Genomic DNA, 13174 nt, shown 5'->3' on the forward strand with positions numbered 1-13174 from the left:
CACGTTACGCCGACTCCCCCGAAGGCTGATCGAATCATGGCCGTGGACGACCCCCAGACACGCACCGACGCCCGCAGCCCCGAGCGCCTCAACCAGTGGCAGCAGGCCACCGAATGGCCCCTGCTCGCCCTGGCCGTGGGTTTCCTGGTCGCCTACGCGTGGCCGATCCTCGACCCCGACCTGTCCGAGCAGTGGCAGGACGTCTGCGCCGCCGCCGCGTGGGTGGTGTGGTTCGCCTTCACCGTGGACTACCTGGTCCGGCTGTACCTGGCCCCGGACCGGTGGGCGTTCGTCCGCGCGAACCTCCTCGACCTGGCGATCTGCCTGCTGCCGATGCTGCGTCCCCTGCGCCTGGTGCGGCTGCTGAGCGTGGTGTCCATCCTGCACCGGAAACTGTCGGTGTCAGCGCGCGGGAACGTCCTGCTCTACACGGCCGTGCTCACCGTGATCATCCTGTTCGTGGCCTCCCTCGCGGTCCTGCGCGCCGAGCGCGACGCCCCGGGGGCCAACATCACCACGATCGGGGACGCGTCCTGGTGGACGCTGGTCACGATCTCCACGGTCGGCTACGGCGACCACTACCCGGTGACGGACATGGGGCGGCTGATCGCGATCTGTCTGTTCCTGGTGGGGATCGCCCTGCTCGGTGTCATCACCGGCGTCCTGGCCTCCTGGTTCGTCAAGTCCATCGAGGGCGAGAAGGCGGACGCGGAGAAGGCGCTCACCAGCGCCGAACTGCGCGAGCTCCGGGAGGTCGTCGTCGAACTGCGCGCCGAACTCGACCGCGCCCGCGCCGAGCGGGTGAACGGACGGGTGACCGACCACGACCCGGAACCGGCCGACCGAGCCGACTGAGCCTCCGGGCGGACGCCCCGGCCCGCCCGCCGGGATTCCTCGTGCCGACACGCCCGGAATCCGTCCGCCGGTTCTGTCCGGCCCCGCCTCTCGCATGGTCACACGGGGTTCACGCTGGGTAAAGAGCATTCCGAGCCCGTTCATCGGCGGGCAGAGCGTGGACGCTGAAAGGGCATAATGCGAACAAAACGGACGATTCTCAGCGCGATCGCGGCGAGCGCGGTCGCCGCGACGACGGCCTTGATCCCCGTGCCGGCGCACGCCGTCGTCGGCGGCGAGGACGTAGGCGTGTACGAGCACCCCTTCCTGGTATCCGTGCAAGGGAGGAACGGGGAGCACCTCTGCGGGGGGACGCTGCTCAACTCCGTCAACGTGGTCACCGCCGCACAATGCGTCGACGGTGCGAGCCCGGATGACCTACGGGTCTCCGTCGGAGACCACGACCTGAACTCCAACAGCGAAACGCCCTACCGGGTCGTGGTGGACATCGCGTCGATCACCGCGCACCCCCGCTACGACTCCGAGACGGTGGACAACGACATCGCGCTCATCGAGCTGGCCGATCCGGTCGAGTTCAACCGCGCCGTCCGCCCAGCCCCTCTGGCCACATCAGTCGCATCGGACGAGGACGCCGCCCTTCGGCTCAACGCCCCGGTCTACGCGATCGGCTGGGGGACGACGTCGCAGGGCGGCGAGGCATCGGACATTCCACTGGTGGGGCGCATGGGCGCACTCAACACGGAGGACTGCCGGGCATCGAGCAACTACGGCGCCGACCTCACGGGCAACATGTTCTGCGCCTCCGCCCCTGGGGTCGGCACCTGTCAGGGTGACGCCGGGGGTCCTGTGGGGTCCTTCCTCAACCCCGACGGGTCCCGGCGGGCGACTCCGCGCCTGATCGGCGTGGTCTCCTGGGGGTACGGGTGCGCCCAACCGAATTACCCGGACGTGAACACCAAGCTCGACAACTACGTCGTCTGGATCGCGGACAACCTCAAGCGGGACCACCGGCTCTGGGAGGTCTGACCCGGCACCGGGGTCCGGCTCCCGAGCCGACCGCGTCGCCCGCCTGGCCGGAGCGAGGCGTCCCGGCCCGCTCCGGCCGCGGTCAGGGGGCCTGGACGGAGGAGATCACGTACCGGGCCATCGAGGCCGACACGATCTGCCCCTCCTGGTCCTCGGAGGGACCGGACCCCCGGAAGCGCTCCAGGTCGGCCTCGGACTCCCACCGCTCGTAGACGTTGATCCTCGCCGGGTCCAGCGGGTCCGCCGAGAGCGCGAAGTCCAGGCAGCCGGGCGCGGAACGGGCCTGCTCCACGATCGCGGAGCAGCCCCGCAGGTACGCGTCCCGGTCCGAGGGATCCACGCTGATGCTTCCGGCGATGATGAACACGGTCGTCGTCCTCTCGGTGGGGGTGGCCGGTCACGGTCACCGTAGCGGCGGGGACCGACGATCCGCACGGCTCCGGGGCCGCGTGCCCCTGCTCCGGACGCGTGTACACCAGCGAGTACCGCCACATGAGCAGGCGGCGCAGCCGGGCCCCGGGCAGGTGCTGGGCGGCGGCCACCGCGATCTCCCGCGGGCTCATCTCCGGGTCGCGCACGGGCATGTCCACGTGCCCGGACATCCGCGCCAGGTCGGGCGTGCCCGTCGCGAGCCGCGCCGCGCGCAACCCCAGGCCGATCGCCCACTGCGGCCCGAGCGCGACCAGACTGGCGGCCAGGTCCTCCCACCCCTCCTCGCGGTACAGCCCGAGGACGGCAAGGGTCCCGCCGGGTTCGAGCAGGGCGGCCAACCGTTCGAGGGTCGGGCCGAACGGCATGTGGTGGACGCTGGCGATCGCGCTGACGAAGCCGTACCCCTCCGGCGCGAGTTCGGCCTCCTCCAGACGGGCGTGCTGGTAGCGCACGGGTAGCCGCGCCGGGGTCCGCCGGCGAGCGAGCGCGACCATCTCCGCGGACGCGTCCACCGCGTCCACGGTCAGGCCGTGCTGGGCCACCACCCGGGCGAACCGTCCGTCGCCGCACCCCACGTCGAGGGCGCGGCTCCGGCCGGAGGGCACCTGGCGGAGAAGGTGTCCGTGGTAGTGGCTGTTGTGGTCCCACGAGAGATCGATGGGACTGGGGGGCAGTACTCGGGTCATGCGCCCGGAGACTACCCGGCCTGCCGCTTGGCCTCCAGGGCGTCCATGGCGGCGACGGCGGTGGCCACGGTCTGGTGGACCGGGACCTGGCGGTGCAGGCCGACCAGGCGGACGACCTTGGTGACGCGCTCGTTCAGAGCGGCGAGCGCGAGGGAACCGCCCTGCTCACGGACGGTTCGGTAGGCGTTGATGATGACGTTGAGTCCGCTGGAGTCCATGAAGTCCAGAGCGGACAGGTCCAGGATCAGGAACGGCCCGTGGGCCTCGATCGCGGACTCGATGTGCTCCTGGAGGTCGGCGGCGGTCGCGATGTCGAGCTCACCCTCGATCGCGACGATGACGCTGCGGCTGTCTGTCCGCGTGCTCAGTCCAAGCCTGTGCACGATCACTCCTCCCGGCCCCACGTTGAGATGGCGGGGGTCCCTTCGCTGAACCATACGCAGAATGGCGGGCCGCGCCGTCGGGATCCGGCACCACTCCCACAGAGCCGAACCACCGAGGGGACGAAGCTGGCGCACCCGCGGTCTGGTAAGTCGTTGGACACACACGGTATAGGCGAACGGCCCGTTCGGGAATGCCATCACGGAAGAAATTTTCGTCTCCTGGGCACGAACCGGCTCCGAGGTGCCTGTTTTCGCCCGCTGACACCGTGTGATTTCACGACATGGGAGGCGGTAAAATCGCCCACCTGTCGCACGTGGTCGGCGTCACACTACCCATCGTCACTTTCGGTTCACTCGTCCGAGGTTCGATCACTCCGTGTGATCGTTCGCGTGAACGCGTCGAGGAGTCCGCGCGCCGCGAGGGTCGCGGTGGTCTCCCCGGACCGCACCTCCTCCTCCAGCCCGGGGATGAGCGCGCTCACCTCCGGGTCGCGCAGGAACGTGTCCATCACCTGGTCGCGCACCTGATCCCACATCCAGCTGACCCGCTGGCGGCTCCGGCGCTCGGCCAGCCCGCCGCCGCGTTCCAGCACGGCGCGGTGCTCGACCACGGTCTCCCACACCTCGTCCAGCCCGTCCCCCGTCAGGGCGCTGCACGTCAGCACGGGCGGACGCCAGTCGGGGTGCACCGGCTGGAGCAGGCGCAGCGCCCGGGACAGCTCCCGGGCGGCGCGACGCGCGTCGTCGGCGTGCGGCCCGTCGGCCTTGTTCACCGCGACCACGTCGACCAGCTCCAGGACGCCCTTCTTGATCCCCTGCAACTGGTCGCCCGTGCGCGCGAGGGTGAGGAAGAGGAAGCAGTCGACCATCGCGGCCACGGTGACCTCGGACTGGCCGACGCCCACCGTCTCCACGAGCACCACGTCGTGCCCCGCGGCCTCCATGAGCAGCATCGTCTCGCGCGTCGCCCGGGCGACCCCGCCCAGCGTGCCCGCCGTCGGCGAGGGGCGGATGAACGCGTTGGGGTCCACGGACAGGTGCGCCATCCGGGTCTTGTCACCGAGGATGCTGCCGCCGGTGCGCGTGGAGGAGGGGTCGACCGCCAGGACCGCCACCCGGTGCCCGGACGCGGTGAGCCGACCGCCGAGCGCGTCGATGAAGGTCGACTTGCCGACACCGGGGACGCCGGTGATCCCGACCCGCCGCGCCTTGCCCGTGTGCGGGAGCAGCCGCACCAGCAGTTCCTGGGCGGCCCGCGCGTGGTCGGGGCGGCGGGACTCCACGAGGGTGATCGCCCGCGCCAGGGTCGGCCGGTGCCCGGCCAGCACCCCCTCGGCGAGGGCGTCCACGTCCACCGGGGGCCGCCCCCGGCCGCGCGTCCTCGGAGCCGAGCCCTCGTCGGCCACGCTCACTCCCCTTCCCGCTCGGGGTGGTCCAGGCGTTCCTCCAGTTGGTCGAGCAGCCCGATCGCGGCCTCGGCGATCACCGTCCCCGGCGGGAAGATCGCGGCCGCGCCCGCCTCCCGCAGCGGCTCGAAGTCCGCCGGGGGGATCACGCCGCCGACGACGATCATGATGTCCTCGCGGTCGAGCCTGGCCAGCTCCTCGCGCAGCGCGGGGACCAGCGTGAGGTGCCCGGCCGCGAGGGAGGACACCCCGACCACGTGGACGTCCGCCTCCACGGCCTGGATCGCCACCTCGGCGGGGGTCTGGAACAGCGGGCCGACGTCGACGTCGAAGCCCAGGTCGGCGAAGGCGGTCGCGATGACCTTCTGCCCCCGGTCGTGCCCGTCCTGGCCCATCTTGGCGACCAGGATGCGGGGGCGCCGCCCCTCCGCCTCGGTGAACTCGTCCACGCGGGCGCTCACGCGCTCCATGAGCCCCGCCGCGTCCTCGCTGCCCGCCGCCTCGTCCCTGTACACACCCTGGATGGTACGGATCTGTCCGGAGTGGCGGCTGAACACCTTCTCCATCGCGTCGGAGATCTCCCCGACGGTGGCCTTGGCGCGGGCCGCGTCCACGGCGGCGGCCAGGAGGTTGTTCGTGAGCGCCTCGTCCGCGACCGACTCGCGCCCGGCGGCCTCGGTGAGCGCGTCCAGTGCGGAGCGCACGGCGTCCTCGTCGCGCTCCTCGCGCAGGCGGCGCAGCTTCTCCAGCTGCTGGGCGCGCACCTCGGCGTTGTCGACCTTGAGGACCTCGATCTCGTCGTGGGTGTCGGGCCGGTACTTGTTGACGCCGATCACCGGCTGGCGCCCCGAGTCGATGCGCGCCTGGGTCCGGGCCGCGGCCTCCTCGATGCGCATCTTGGGCAGACCGGCGTCGATCGCCGCCGCCATGCCGCCCGCCTTCTCGACCTCCTGGATGTGCCCCCAGGCCTTGGCCGCCAGCTCCTGGGTGAGCCGCTCGACGTAGTAGCTCCCGCCCCACGGGTCGACCACCCGCGTGGTGCCCGACTCCTGTTGCAGGAGGAGCTGGGTGTTACGGGCGATGCGCGCGGAGAAGTCGGTGGGCAGGGCGAGCGCCTCGTCGAGGGCGTTGGTGTGCAGCGACTGGGTGTGCCCCTGGGTCGCGGCCATCGCCTCCACGCAGGTGCGGGCGACGTTGTTGAACACGTCCTGCGCGGTCAGCGACCACCCCGAGGTCTGGGAGTGGGTGCGCAGGCTCAGCGACTTGTCCTTGACCGCGCCCAGGTCCCTGACCAGGCGCGCCCACAGCAGGCGGGCGGCGCGGAGCTTGGCGACCTCCATGAAGAAGTTCATCCCGATCGCCCAGAAGAACGACAGCCGGGGCGCGAACCGGTCGACGTCCAGTCCGGAGCGCTGACCGGCGCGGATGTACTCCACGCCGTCGGCGAGCGTGTAGGCCAGTTCGAGGTCGGCCGTGGCCCCGGCCTCCTGCATGTGGTAGCCGGAGATCGAGATGGAGTTGAACCGCGGCATCCGCTGCGAGGTGTAGGCGAAGATGTCGGAGATGATCCGCATCGACGGCTGGGGCGGATAGATGTAGGTGTTGCGGACCATGAACTCCTTGAGGATGTCGTTCTGGATGGTCCCCGACAGCTGCTCCGGGGTCACCCCCTGCTCCTCGGCGGCGACGATGTACAGCGCCAGGACGGGCAGCACCGCGCCGTTCATGGTCATCGACACGCTCATGCGGTCCAACGGGATGCCGTCGAAGAGCTGGCGCATGTCGTAGATGGAGTCGATCGCCACCCCGGCCATGCCGACGTCGCCGGCCACGCGCGGGTGGTCGGAGTCGTAGCCGCGGTGGGTGGCCAGGTCGAAGGCGACGGACAGGCCCTTCTGCCCCGCCGCCAGGTTGCGCCGGTAGAACGCGTTGGACGCCTCGGCGGTGGAGAAGCCCGCGTACTGGCGGATGGTCCAGGGCTGGTTGACGTACATGGTCGGGTACGGCCCGCGCAGGTACGGGGGGATGCCCGGAAGGCCGTGCACGAAGTCGAGGCCCGCGCGGTCGGCGGGGGTGTACAGCGGCTTGACGGAGATGCCCTCGGGGGTCTCCCACTCCAGGGCGTCGACGGCCTTGCCGCTGCGCTCCTGGACGGCCTCGCGCCAGGCGGCGGCGCCGTCGCCGGTGAACTCGGGCGGCTCGGGGGCCACGGTGGAGAAGTCGGGAATCATGCGATCTCCTCCCGGGAGTCGGCGGACCGGGGCGCGTCGGAGGCGTCCGGTCGGGCCGGGGGGTCGGTGAGCAGGACGTCCATCAGGTCGGTGAGCAGCGCGACCGCGTCACAGCCCTGGTGGGCGAACACGTCCACCCCGGCCTCCCGGTAGGAGTCGCGCGGTGGTCCGGCGAGGAGGACGCGGCGGGCGCCCGCCGCCCTGAGCGCGCGGGCGGTGGTCTCGGCGTGCTCGGCGTAGACCTTGTCCGAGGAGCAGATGACGGCGACCCGGCAGCCGGAGGCGGCGAAGGCGTGCGCGGCGTCGTGGGCGTCGTCGAGCGGGCCGGGCTGTTCGACCGCGATCCCGCCCGCCGCCAGCAGGTTGGCGGTGAAGGAGGCGCGGGCGGTGTGCGCGGCGACCGGGCCGAGTGTGGCCAGGAAGGCCGCGGGCCGGCGGCCGGTGTCGCCGGTCTGGGCGTCACCGCGGTCGCGCAGGTCCTCGAAGTCCTGGGCGTGGCGGCGGACGGGGAAGCCGCCGGGGGCACGGGTCCGGGCGAGGTCGGGGGGTCTGACCAGCGGGGCCTCGTCGAGGTTGGGGAACTCGCTGACGCCGGTGAGGGGCGCGCGGCGGTGCGCGATGTCGGTCCGGCGGCGCTCCCACACCTCGTCGACGCGCTCGCGCAGCAGTCCTCCGGCCAGGGCCTCGGCGGCGCCGCCCGCGCCCTCCAACTCCTGGAAGAAGGACCAGGCGGCGCGGTAGAGGTCGCGGGTGAGGGCCTCGACGTGGAAGGAGCCGCCCGCCGGATCGATGACCTGGGCGAGGTGGGACTCCTCGATGAGCAGCGACTGGGTGTTGCGGGCGATCCGGCGCGCGAAGTCGTCGGGCAGGCCCACGGCCGAGTCGAAGGGGGCGACGGTGACCGCGTCGGCGCCGCCGACCCCGGCGGCGAAGCACGCCACGGTGGTGCGCAGCATGTTCACGTGCGGGTCGCGGCGGGTGGTCATCGCCTCCGAGGTGGTCGCGTGCAGGCGCATGGCGCGCTGGTCGGGACCGAGTCCGCAGGCGGCCAGGACCTGGTTCCACATCGCGCGCACGGCCCTGAGCTTGGCGATGACCGAGAACTGGTCGGCGTTGGCGGCCAGGCGGAACTCGATCCGGCGCGCGGCGTCGGCCAGGTCCAGTCCGGCCTCGTGCAGGGCGCGCAGGTAGGCGGTGCCCGCGGCGATCGCGGCGCCGAGCTCCTGGGCCTCGGAGCCGCCCGCCTCGTGCACGAGCGTGCCGTCGGCGACGAGCAGGCCGAGGCCGGGGCGGTCGGCGGCGAGTTCGACGGCGAGGCGGACGGGGTCGGTCAGGTCGGGACGCTCGCCCGCGCGGGCGGCGGTGGTCAGCGGGTCGATGCCCAGGTGGGCGATGATCCGGCCGTCCGGCACCCCGGCGTCGCCGTGGGCCCGCAGCAGGGCGCGGGAGGCGTCGGCGTAGTCGGGACCGGGGTCCAGGACGACGGGCGCCAGGTCGAGGTAGACGTCGGTGAGGGCCGCGCAGAGGGAGCCGGTGGGCAGCGCGTTCCCGCCGACGCTGATCCACAGGGAGGCGACGCCGTTCATCAGGTCGGTGTGCAGACGCCGCCGGAGGGTGTCCGGGTCGGTGTCGGTGTGGCGGGCGCGGATGTCCCACCCGCCCGTGGCCGCCCCCTCGGGCCGGTAGCCCCGGGTGAACGGCGGCTGCCCGGGGAAGCCCGGGTCGGCCGCGGCGGGGTCGCCGGTGTAGAGCGGGTCGATGTCGAAGCCGTCGTAGGTGCGGGTGGCGAGTACCGCCTCGGGGGCGTCGGCGAGCCGTTCCTCCGCGACGCCGCTCTTGCGCAGCACCCCGGCGACGAGTTCGCGCCACCGGTCGCGGGTGGCTTCCGGGAACCCTTCGGCCAGGTTGGGGGTGCTGGGATCGCCAGCCCCTCTCTCAGGGACGTCCATACTCCGAGATGGTAGAGAATCGCGTTCGGTCCGGCGGCGTCGGGGTGTGGTGCGGCGCACATGAGCCGTATCCCAGGCGATCCCGACCCCGCGCCACCCACTGTAGGACACGGGTCGCACGAGCCCCGGTGGCCGCTGGCTCCGGGCGGCGTGCCGTGCCGTGGTCGGCACGCGGCCCGGACTAGCCTGACCAGGGGGAACGCCCGGCGACCAGGCCGGTGGCGCCGGTACCGACCACGGGTGGGCGGATGGGACTTCGGTTCTTCGACGACGACCAGTTCGACTACGAGACGCGGCTCGCGCTGGGGGCGGTCTACCACCGCGCGGCGGACGTCGGTGAGATCCTGGCGACGGCCGAGCGGATCACCCCGGGCGGTGACGCCGAGGCGTGGTTCACCGCGTGGACCGATCTGGCCCGCCGGGTGCGCGCGCGGGCCGAGCTCTCCGCCGGCCGGGGGCACCGGGTCAGCGCCGGGGAGGGCCTTCTCCGCGCCGCCCGGTACTTCGCCACCGCGCTGGTCAGCGTCGACGCCACGGAGGATCCGGAGCGGCTCGTCCCGGTCTTCCGCGAGCACCGGGACTGCTTCGACCGCTTCGCCGCCGCCGTGGAGCCGCCCGCCGAGCGCGTCGACATCCCCTACGAGGGCGACGCGCTGCCGGGGTTCCTGTTCGGCCCGCCCGGCCGCTCCGGCCCGCTGCCGACGCTCATCGTCAACAACGGCAGCGACGGCGCGCTCACCGACGTGTGGTCGCTCGCGGGCGCGGGCGCCGTGGCGCGCGGGTACCGCGTGCTGCTGTTCGACGGACCGGGGCAGCAGTCGATGCTGTTCCTGCGCGGGGTGCCGTTCCGCCACGACTGGGAGAACGTCGTCACGCCCATCGTCGACTTCCTGCACGGCCGCCCCGACGTCGACCCGGAGCGGATCGCCCTGCTCGGCATCAGCCAGGCCGGATACTGGGTGCCCCGGGCGCTGGCGTTCGAGCACCGGATCGCCGCCGCCGTCGCGGACCCGGGCGTGATGGACGTGTCGGCCTCGTGGTGGCGGCACTTCCCCCGGGAGATGCGCGACCTGTGGGAGGCGGGTGAGCGGGACGCCTTCGACCGGTACGTCCTGGAGGGCGACGACGACCCGGTCGCCCGCGCGACCTGGCGGTGGCGGGCCAAGCCGTACGGCCACTTCGCCCCGTTCGACCTGTTCACGGAGCTCGCCCGGTACACGCTCTCCCCCGTCGTGGACCGCGTCACCACGCCGCTGCTGATCACCGATCCCGAGGGCGAGGGCTTCTGGCCCGGGCAGTCCCAGCAGCTGTACGACGCGCTGCGCGGGCCCCGGGAGCTCGTGCGGTTCACCGCCGACGAGGGCGCCGACCTGCACTGCGAGCCGATGGGCCGCGCCGTGTTCGAGCAGCGGGTCCTCGACTGGCTCGACGAGCGGTTGGCCTGAGCCACGCGAACCGGCCGCCCGCCCGACCGGTCGGCGCGTCGGCGCCGCCACGGCCCGGGGACGCCGACCAGGCGAAGACCATCGCCCCTCCGGTGACGCCGACCAGCGTTCCGAGGACGAAGCCGCCGAAGTTCGAGGCCGTGAACGCGGCCAGGGCGAGGAGGACCCCGACCACGCCGTGAAAGGCGTGGTGCGCGGGTTGTGCCCAGCTCATCAACCCGTTGACGACCAGCAGGGCGCCGATGAGGTAGTGCGAGGAACCGGCGAGCCCCGCGACGACGAGCAGGTCCGGCGGGAGCACCAGGGACCGCGCGGTGGGCACGGCCAGGACCTCGGCCCCCGCGACGACGAGGAGCAGGCCGCCCCAGAAGGGACGGCTCCAGCGCCAGTGGCGGAACCCTCGTGCGGCGGCCCGCGAGGCGGCGATCGGGCGGAGCATGGTCAGAAGCACTCCGGCTCGTCGAAGCCGACGGTGAAACGGGTATCGGGCAGCCGCAGGTCCGCGGCCGTGATCGCCAGGACGCGCGCCCGGAGGTCGATGAGGCGCAGGGTGTCGGCCTGCTGGCCGAAGCCGCCGGGCGGCCCCTGTCCGCCCGCGGCCTTGTCCAGGGTGCTGGCGTCCCGGCCGATCTCCACGTCGGTGAACTCGACGTCGGCGGTGAACTCCTCGACGTCGAACACCACCGAGTGGCCCACGACCGGCTCGTGGTGACCGGCGGTGACGCGGACCACGACCGGGCCGAGCGGCGTGTCGAGCAGCGTCGACTGGCACAGGTTGACCAGTTCGGCCCGCTGCATGGTGGTGACGGCGACCGGGATGCTGGTGCCGTCGATGGTGTGGTCGAAGGAGCCGAACTGGGTGAACCCCTGCGCGTCGAGGACGTCGGCGGAGACCTTGATCCGGTCCCCGGACACGGCGAAGGCCGCGGCGATCAGCCCCTGAGCGGTCATCACGCCGAGCAGTCCGGCCGCCGCGAAGCCGGGGAGGGCGAGGAGGGCGAACCTGCGCCATCGGGTGCGGCCGCGCGGAATCGCCTCAGGTGCCCCTTCGGGCGGATTCGGCATCTGTCCACACCTCCCACCGGCCGTGTCCGCGGCGCGGAGGCGACGTGGAGGCCGGCTCCGGCGCCGACGCGCCTGACGTGCCTCGTCGCACGCACCTGCCCGACGCTAGTCGCACCCACCACTCCGGGCAATCATCCCATTACGGCGAGTCGCACAACCGTCCGGAATCGGTGACCGGATGTCCGCGCGCGAGGGATCGGCGGCGCCACTCCCCTCGGCGGTGCTTGACATGACGTCATCCATGGCGTCATGATGACATCATGGATCTGATGCCGTACGTCGACGAACTCCGCCGCCAACTCCTGGTGGCCGCCGAAGCCGGGGACGAGGAGACCCGGGCCACCGCCGAGCGCCTCAGCGCGGCGCTCGAAGCCGCTGCGCGGTTGACCCTCCTGGACGCCCTGTCCGCCGCCGCGGACGAGATCACCCGGGATCTCGCCCCCGGCTCGGTCGAGGTTCGGCTGCGCGGACGCCAGACTGACTTCATCGTGACGTCACCCGACTTCGAGGACGTCGACGAGGAGAGCCTCCCGCTGCCGCAACCCCACCAGGGCGACACCGGGGAGGACCGTCGGACGTCCGCGGGGCAGCTCCCGGCCGAGGCCGAGGACGGCGGAACGTCGCGGATCACCCTCCGCCTGCCCGACCGCCTCAAGCCGCGCGTCGAGGAGGCCGCCCGCGCCGAGGGGCTGTCGGTCAACGCCTGGCTCGTGCGCGCCGTGGGAGCGGCGCTCGACGACGGCGGGCGCCGGACCGGCGGCCGGGCACGCCAGATCGGCCGCGGCTACACCGGCTGGATCCGCTGACCGGACCCGCCCACCCCACCACCACGTCTCCCACCAGCGGAGACGCCCACCAACGCCATGTCAGGGAGACAGCCATGCCAACTTTCGACACCCCCGAACCGATCACCGCGGCCCTCACCCTGGTGACCGGAACCGTCCAGATCACCGCCGGAGACCGCGCGGAGACCACCGTCGAGGTCCGCCCGCGCGACACCGACAAGGACAGCGACGTGCGGGCCGCCGCACAGGTCGAGGTCGCCTACGCCGGCGGCCGCCTCGAGGTGCGGGACCCCCAGCCCACGGGCCTGGGCCGCGTGATCGGGCGCAAGGGCATGGTCGACGTCACCGTCGAACTGCCCGCGGGCTCGCGTGTCCAGGCCACGGGCGGCTTCGGCGACCTCCGCTGCGAGGGACGCCTGGGCGCGTCCGAGATCGCGCTCTCCCACGGCAACATCGCCGTGGACCGCGTCACCGGCGACGCCGAGCTCACCACGGGGTACGGCTGGATCCGGGCGGGGGAGATCGGCGGCTCCGCCGTCGTCAAGTCCACCGGCGGAGCCCTCACCCTCGGCACGGTGACCGGGGAGCTGCGGGCGAACTCCGCGCACGGCGACATCACCGTCGACCGGGCCCAGACCTCCGTCACCGCGCGCACCACCCACGGCAGCATCCGGCTCGGCCAGGTGGTCCGCGGCGGCGTCGATGTGCAGACCTCCTTCGGCGCACTGGAGATCGGCGTCCGCGAGGGCACCGCCGCCTGGTTGGACGCGGTGTCCAAGAAGGGCGTCGTGCGCAGCTCCCTGGAGGCCGCCGAGGGCCCCGCCCCCGCCGACGAGACCGTCGAGATCCGTGCCCGCAGCGTCCACGGCGACGTCCTGATCCACCGGTCCTGACCACAGAACACAGAGAGG

Annotated in this window: 12 protein-coding genes and 1 pseudogene; 5 read left to right on the top strand and 8 right to left on the bottom strand. The window is 72.7% G+C overall.

Annotated elements, in window-relative coordinates; genetic code table 11:
- Positions 1-42 precede the first annotated feature (42 nt).
- A complete protein-coding gene (locus AB0I72_RS03990; RefSeq protein WP_358562686.1) occupies positions 43-855 on the top strand; it encodes a potassium channel family protein in 813 nt (270 codons plus the stop codon).
- Positions 856-1032: 177 nt separating this feature from the next.
- Positions 1033-1881: a serine protease gene (locus tag AB0I72_RS03995; protein WP_358562688.1), complete on the top strand. Its 849-nt coding sequence runs from the start codon at positions 1033-1035 to the stop codon at positions 1879-1881.
- Positions 1882-1963: 82 nt separating this feature from the next.
- On the opposite strand, the gene AB0I72_RS04000 is transcribed toward AB0I72_RS03995, so the two are convergent.
- The 6 genes and pseudogenes from AB0I72_RS04000 to AB0I72_RS04025 all read right to left on the bottom strand — a co-directional run bounded on the left by AB0I72_RS04000 (position 1964) and on the right by AB0I72_RS04025 (position 8968).
- Positions 1964-2248, bottom strand: coding sequence for an antibiotic biosynthesis monooxygenase family protein (locus tag AB0I72_RS04000; RefSeq protein ID WP_358562690.1), 285 nt, complete (start codon positions 2246-2248; stop codon positions 1964-1966).
- Positions 2249-2342: 94 nt separating this feature from the next.
- Positions 2343-2972: pseudogene (locus AB0I72_RS04005) on the bottom strand (class I SAM-dependent methyltransferase); the annotation flags it as partial.
- A 38-nt stretch (positions 2973-3010) separates the two neighbouring features.
- Positions 3011-3382, bottom strand: coding sequence for an STAS domain-containing protein (locus AB0I72_RS04010; RefSeq protein WP_358562692.1), 372 nt, complete (start codon positions 3380-3382; stop codon positions 3011-3013).
- 350 nt (positions 3383-3732) lie between these two features.
- Positions 3733-4788, bottom strand: coding sequence for a methylmalonyl Co-A mutase-associated GTPase MeaB (gene meaB / locus AB0I72_RS04015; RefSeq protein WP_358562694.1), 1056 nt, complete (start codon positions 4786-4788; stop codon positions 3733-3735).
- Positions 4789-4790: 2 nt separating this feature from the next.
- A complete protein-coding gene (gene scpA, locus AB0I72_RS04020) occupies positions 4791-7019 on the bottom strand; it encodes a methylmalonyl-CoA mutase (protein WP_358562696.1) in 2229 nt (742 codons plus the stop codon).
- Entirely contained in the window at positions 7016-8968 is a 1953-nt protein-coding gene (locus tag AB0I72_RS04025; protein WP_358562698.1) for a methylmalonyl-CoA mutase subunit beta, read from the bottom strand. The genes scpA and AB0I72_RS04025 overlap by 4 nt, the downstream gene beginning before the upstream one ends.
- Positions 8969-9216: 248 nt before the next feature.
- On the opposite strand from AB0I72_RS04025, the gene AB0I72_RS04030 reads away from it, so the two are divergent.
- Positions 9217-10413 carry a dipeptidyl aminopeptidase gene (locus AB0I72_RS04030; protein ID WP_358562700.1) on the top strand — a complete coding sequence of 399 codons (1197 nt, stop codon included), beginning with the start codon at positions 9217-9219 and terminating at the stop codon, positions 10411-10413.
- Here AB0I72_RS04030 and AB0I72_RS04035 read toward each other — a convergent pair.
- Complete coding sequence (locus AB0I72_RS04035; RefSeq protein WP_358562702.1) at positions 10316-10852, bottom strand: DUF6114 domain-containing protein; 537 nt, start codon at positions 10850-10852, stop codon at positions 10316-10318. The genes AB0I72_RS04030 and AB0I72_RS04035 overlap by 98 nt on opposite strands.
- 2 nt (positions 10853-10854) lie before the next feature.
- The gene (locus AB0I72_RS04040; RefSeq protein WP_358562704.1) at positions 10855-11478 is read right to left on the bottom strand and encodes a DUF6230 family protein; all 624 of its coding nucleotides are present in this window, start codon (positions 11476-11478) and stop codon (positions 10855-10857) included.
- A gap of 260 nt (positions 11479-11738) precedes the next feature.
- Here AB0I72_RS04040 and AB0I72_RS04045 point away from each other — a divergent pair, with 260 nt between their 5' ends.
- Positions 11739-12284 (top strand): histidine kinase, encoded by a 546-nt coding sequence (locus AB0I72_RS04045; protein WP_358562706.1) that lies wholly within the window; start codon positions 11739-11741, stop codon positions 12282-12284.
- A 74-nt stretch (positions 12285-12358) separates the two neighbouring features.
- The gene (locus AB0I72_RS04050; RefSeq protein ID WP_358562707.1) at positions 12359-13156 is read left to right on the top strand and encodes a DUF4097 family beta strand repeat-containing protein; all 798 of its coding nucleotides are present in this window, start codon (positions 12359-12361) and stop codon (positions 13154-13156) included.
- The last annotated feature ends 18 nt before the right edge of the window (positions 13157-13174 follow it).

Source organism: Nocardiopsis sp. NPDC049922, assembly GCF_040660275.1.
GTDB lineage: Bacteria > Actinomycetota > Actinomycetes > Streptosporangiales > Streptosporangiaceae > Nocardiopsis.

Excerpts from the sequence above, each read along its gene's own strand:
- AB0I72_RS04035 (WP_358562702.1), bottom strand. The coding sequence starts at position 10,852 with ATGCTCCGCCCGATCGCCGCCTCGCGGGCCGCCGCACGAGGGTTCCGC.
- AB0I72_RS04025 (WP_358562698.1), bottom strand. The coding sequence starts at position 8,968 with ATGGACGTCCCTGAGAGAGGGGCTGGCGATCCCAGCACCCCCAACCTG.
- scpA (WP_358562696.1), bottom strand. The coding sequence starts at position 7,019 with ATGATTCCCGACTTCTCCACCGTGGCCCCCGAGCCGCCCGAGTTCACC.
- AB0I72_RS03995 (WP_358562688.1), top strand. The coding sequence starts at position 1,033 with ATGCGAACAAAACGGACGATTCTCAGCGCGATCGCGGCGAGCGCGGTC.
- AB0I72_RS04040 (WP_358562704.1), bottom strand. The coding sequence starts at position 11,478 with ATGCCGAATCCGCCCGAAGGGGCACCTGAGGCGATTCCGCGCGGCCGC.
- AB0I72_RS04050 (WP_358562707.1), top strand. The coding sequence starts at position 12,359 with ATGCCAACTTTCGACACCCCCGAACCGATCACCGCGGCCCTCACCCTG.
- AB0I72_RS04030 (WP_358562700.1), top strand. The coding sequence starts at position 9,217 with ATGGGACTTCGGTTCTTCGACGACGACCAGTTCGACTACGAGACGCGG.
- AB0I72_RS04045 (WP_358562706.1), top strand. The coding sequence starts at position 11,739 with ATGGATCTGATGCCGTACGTCGACGAACTCCGCCGCCAACTCCTGGTG.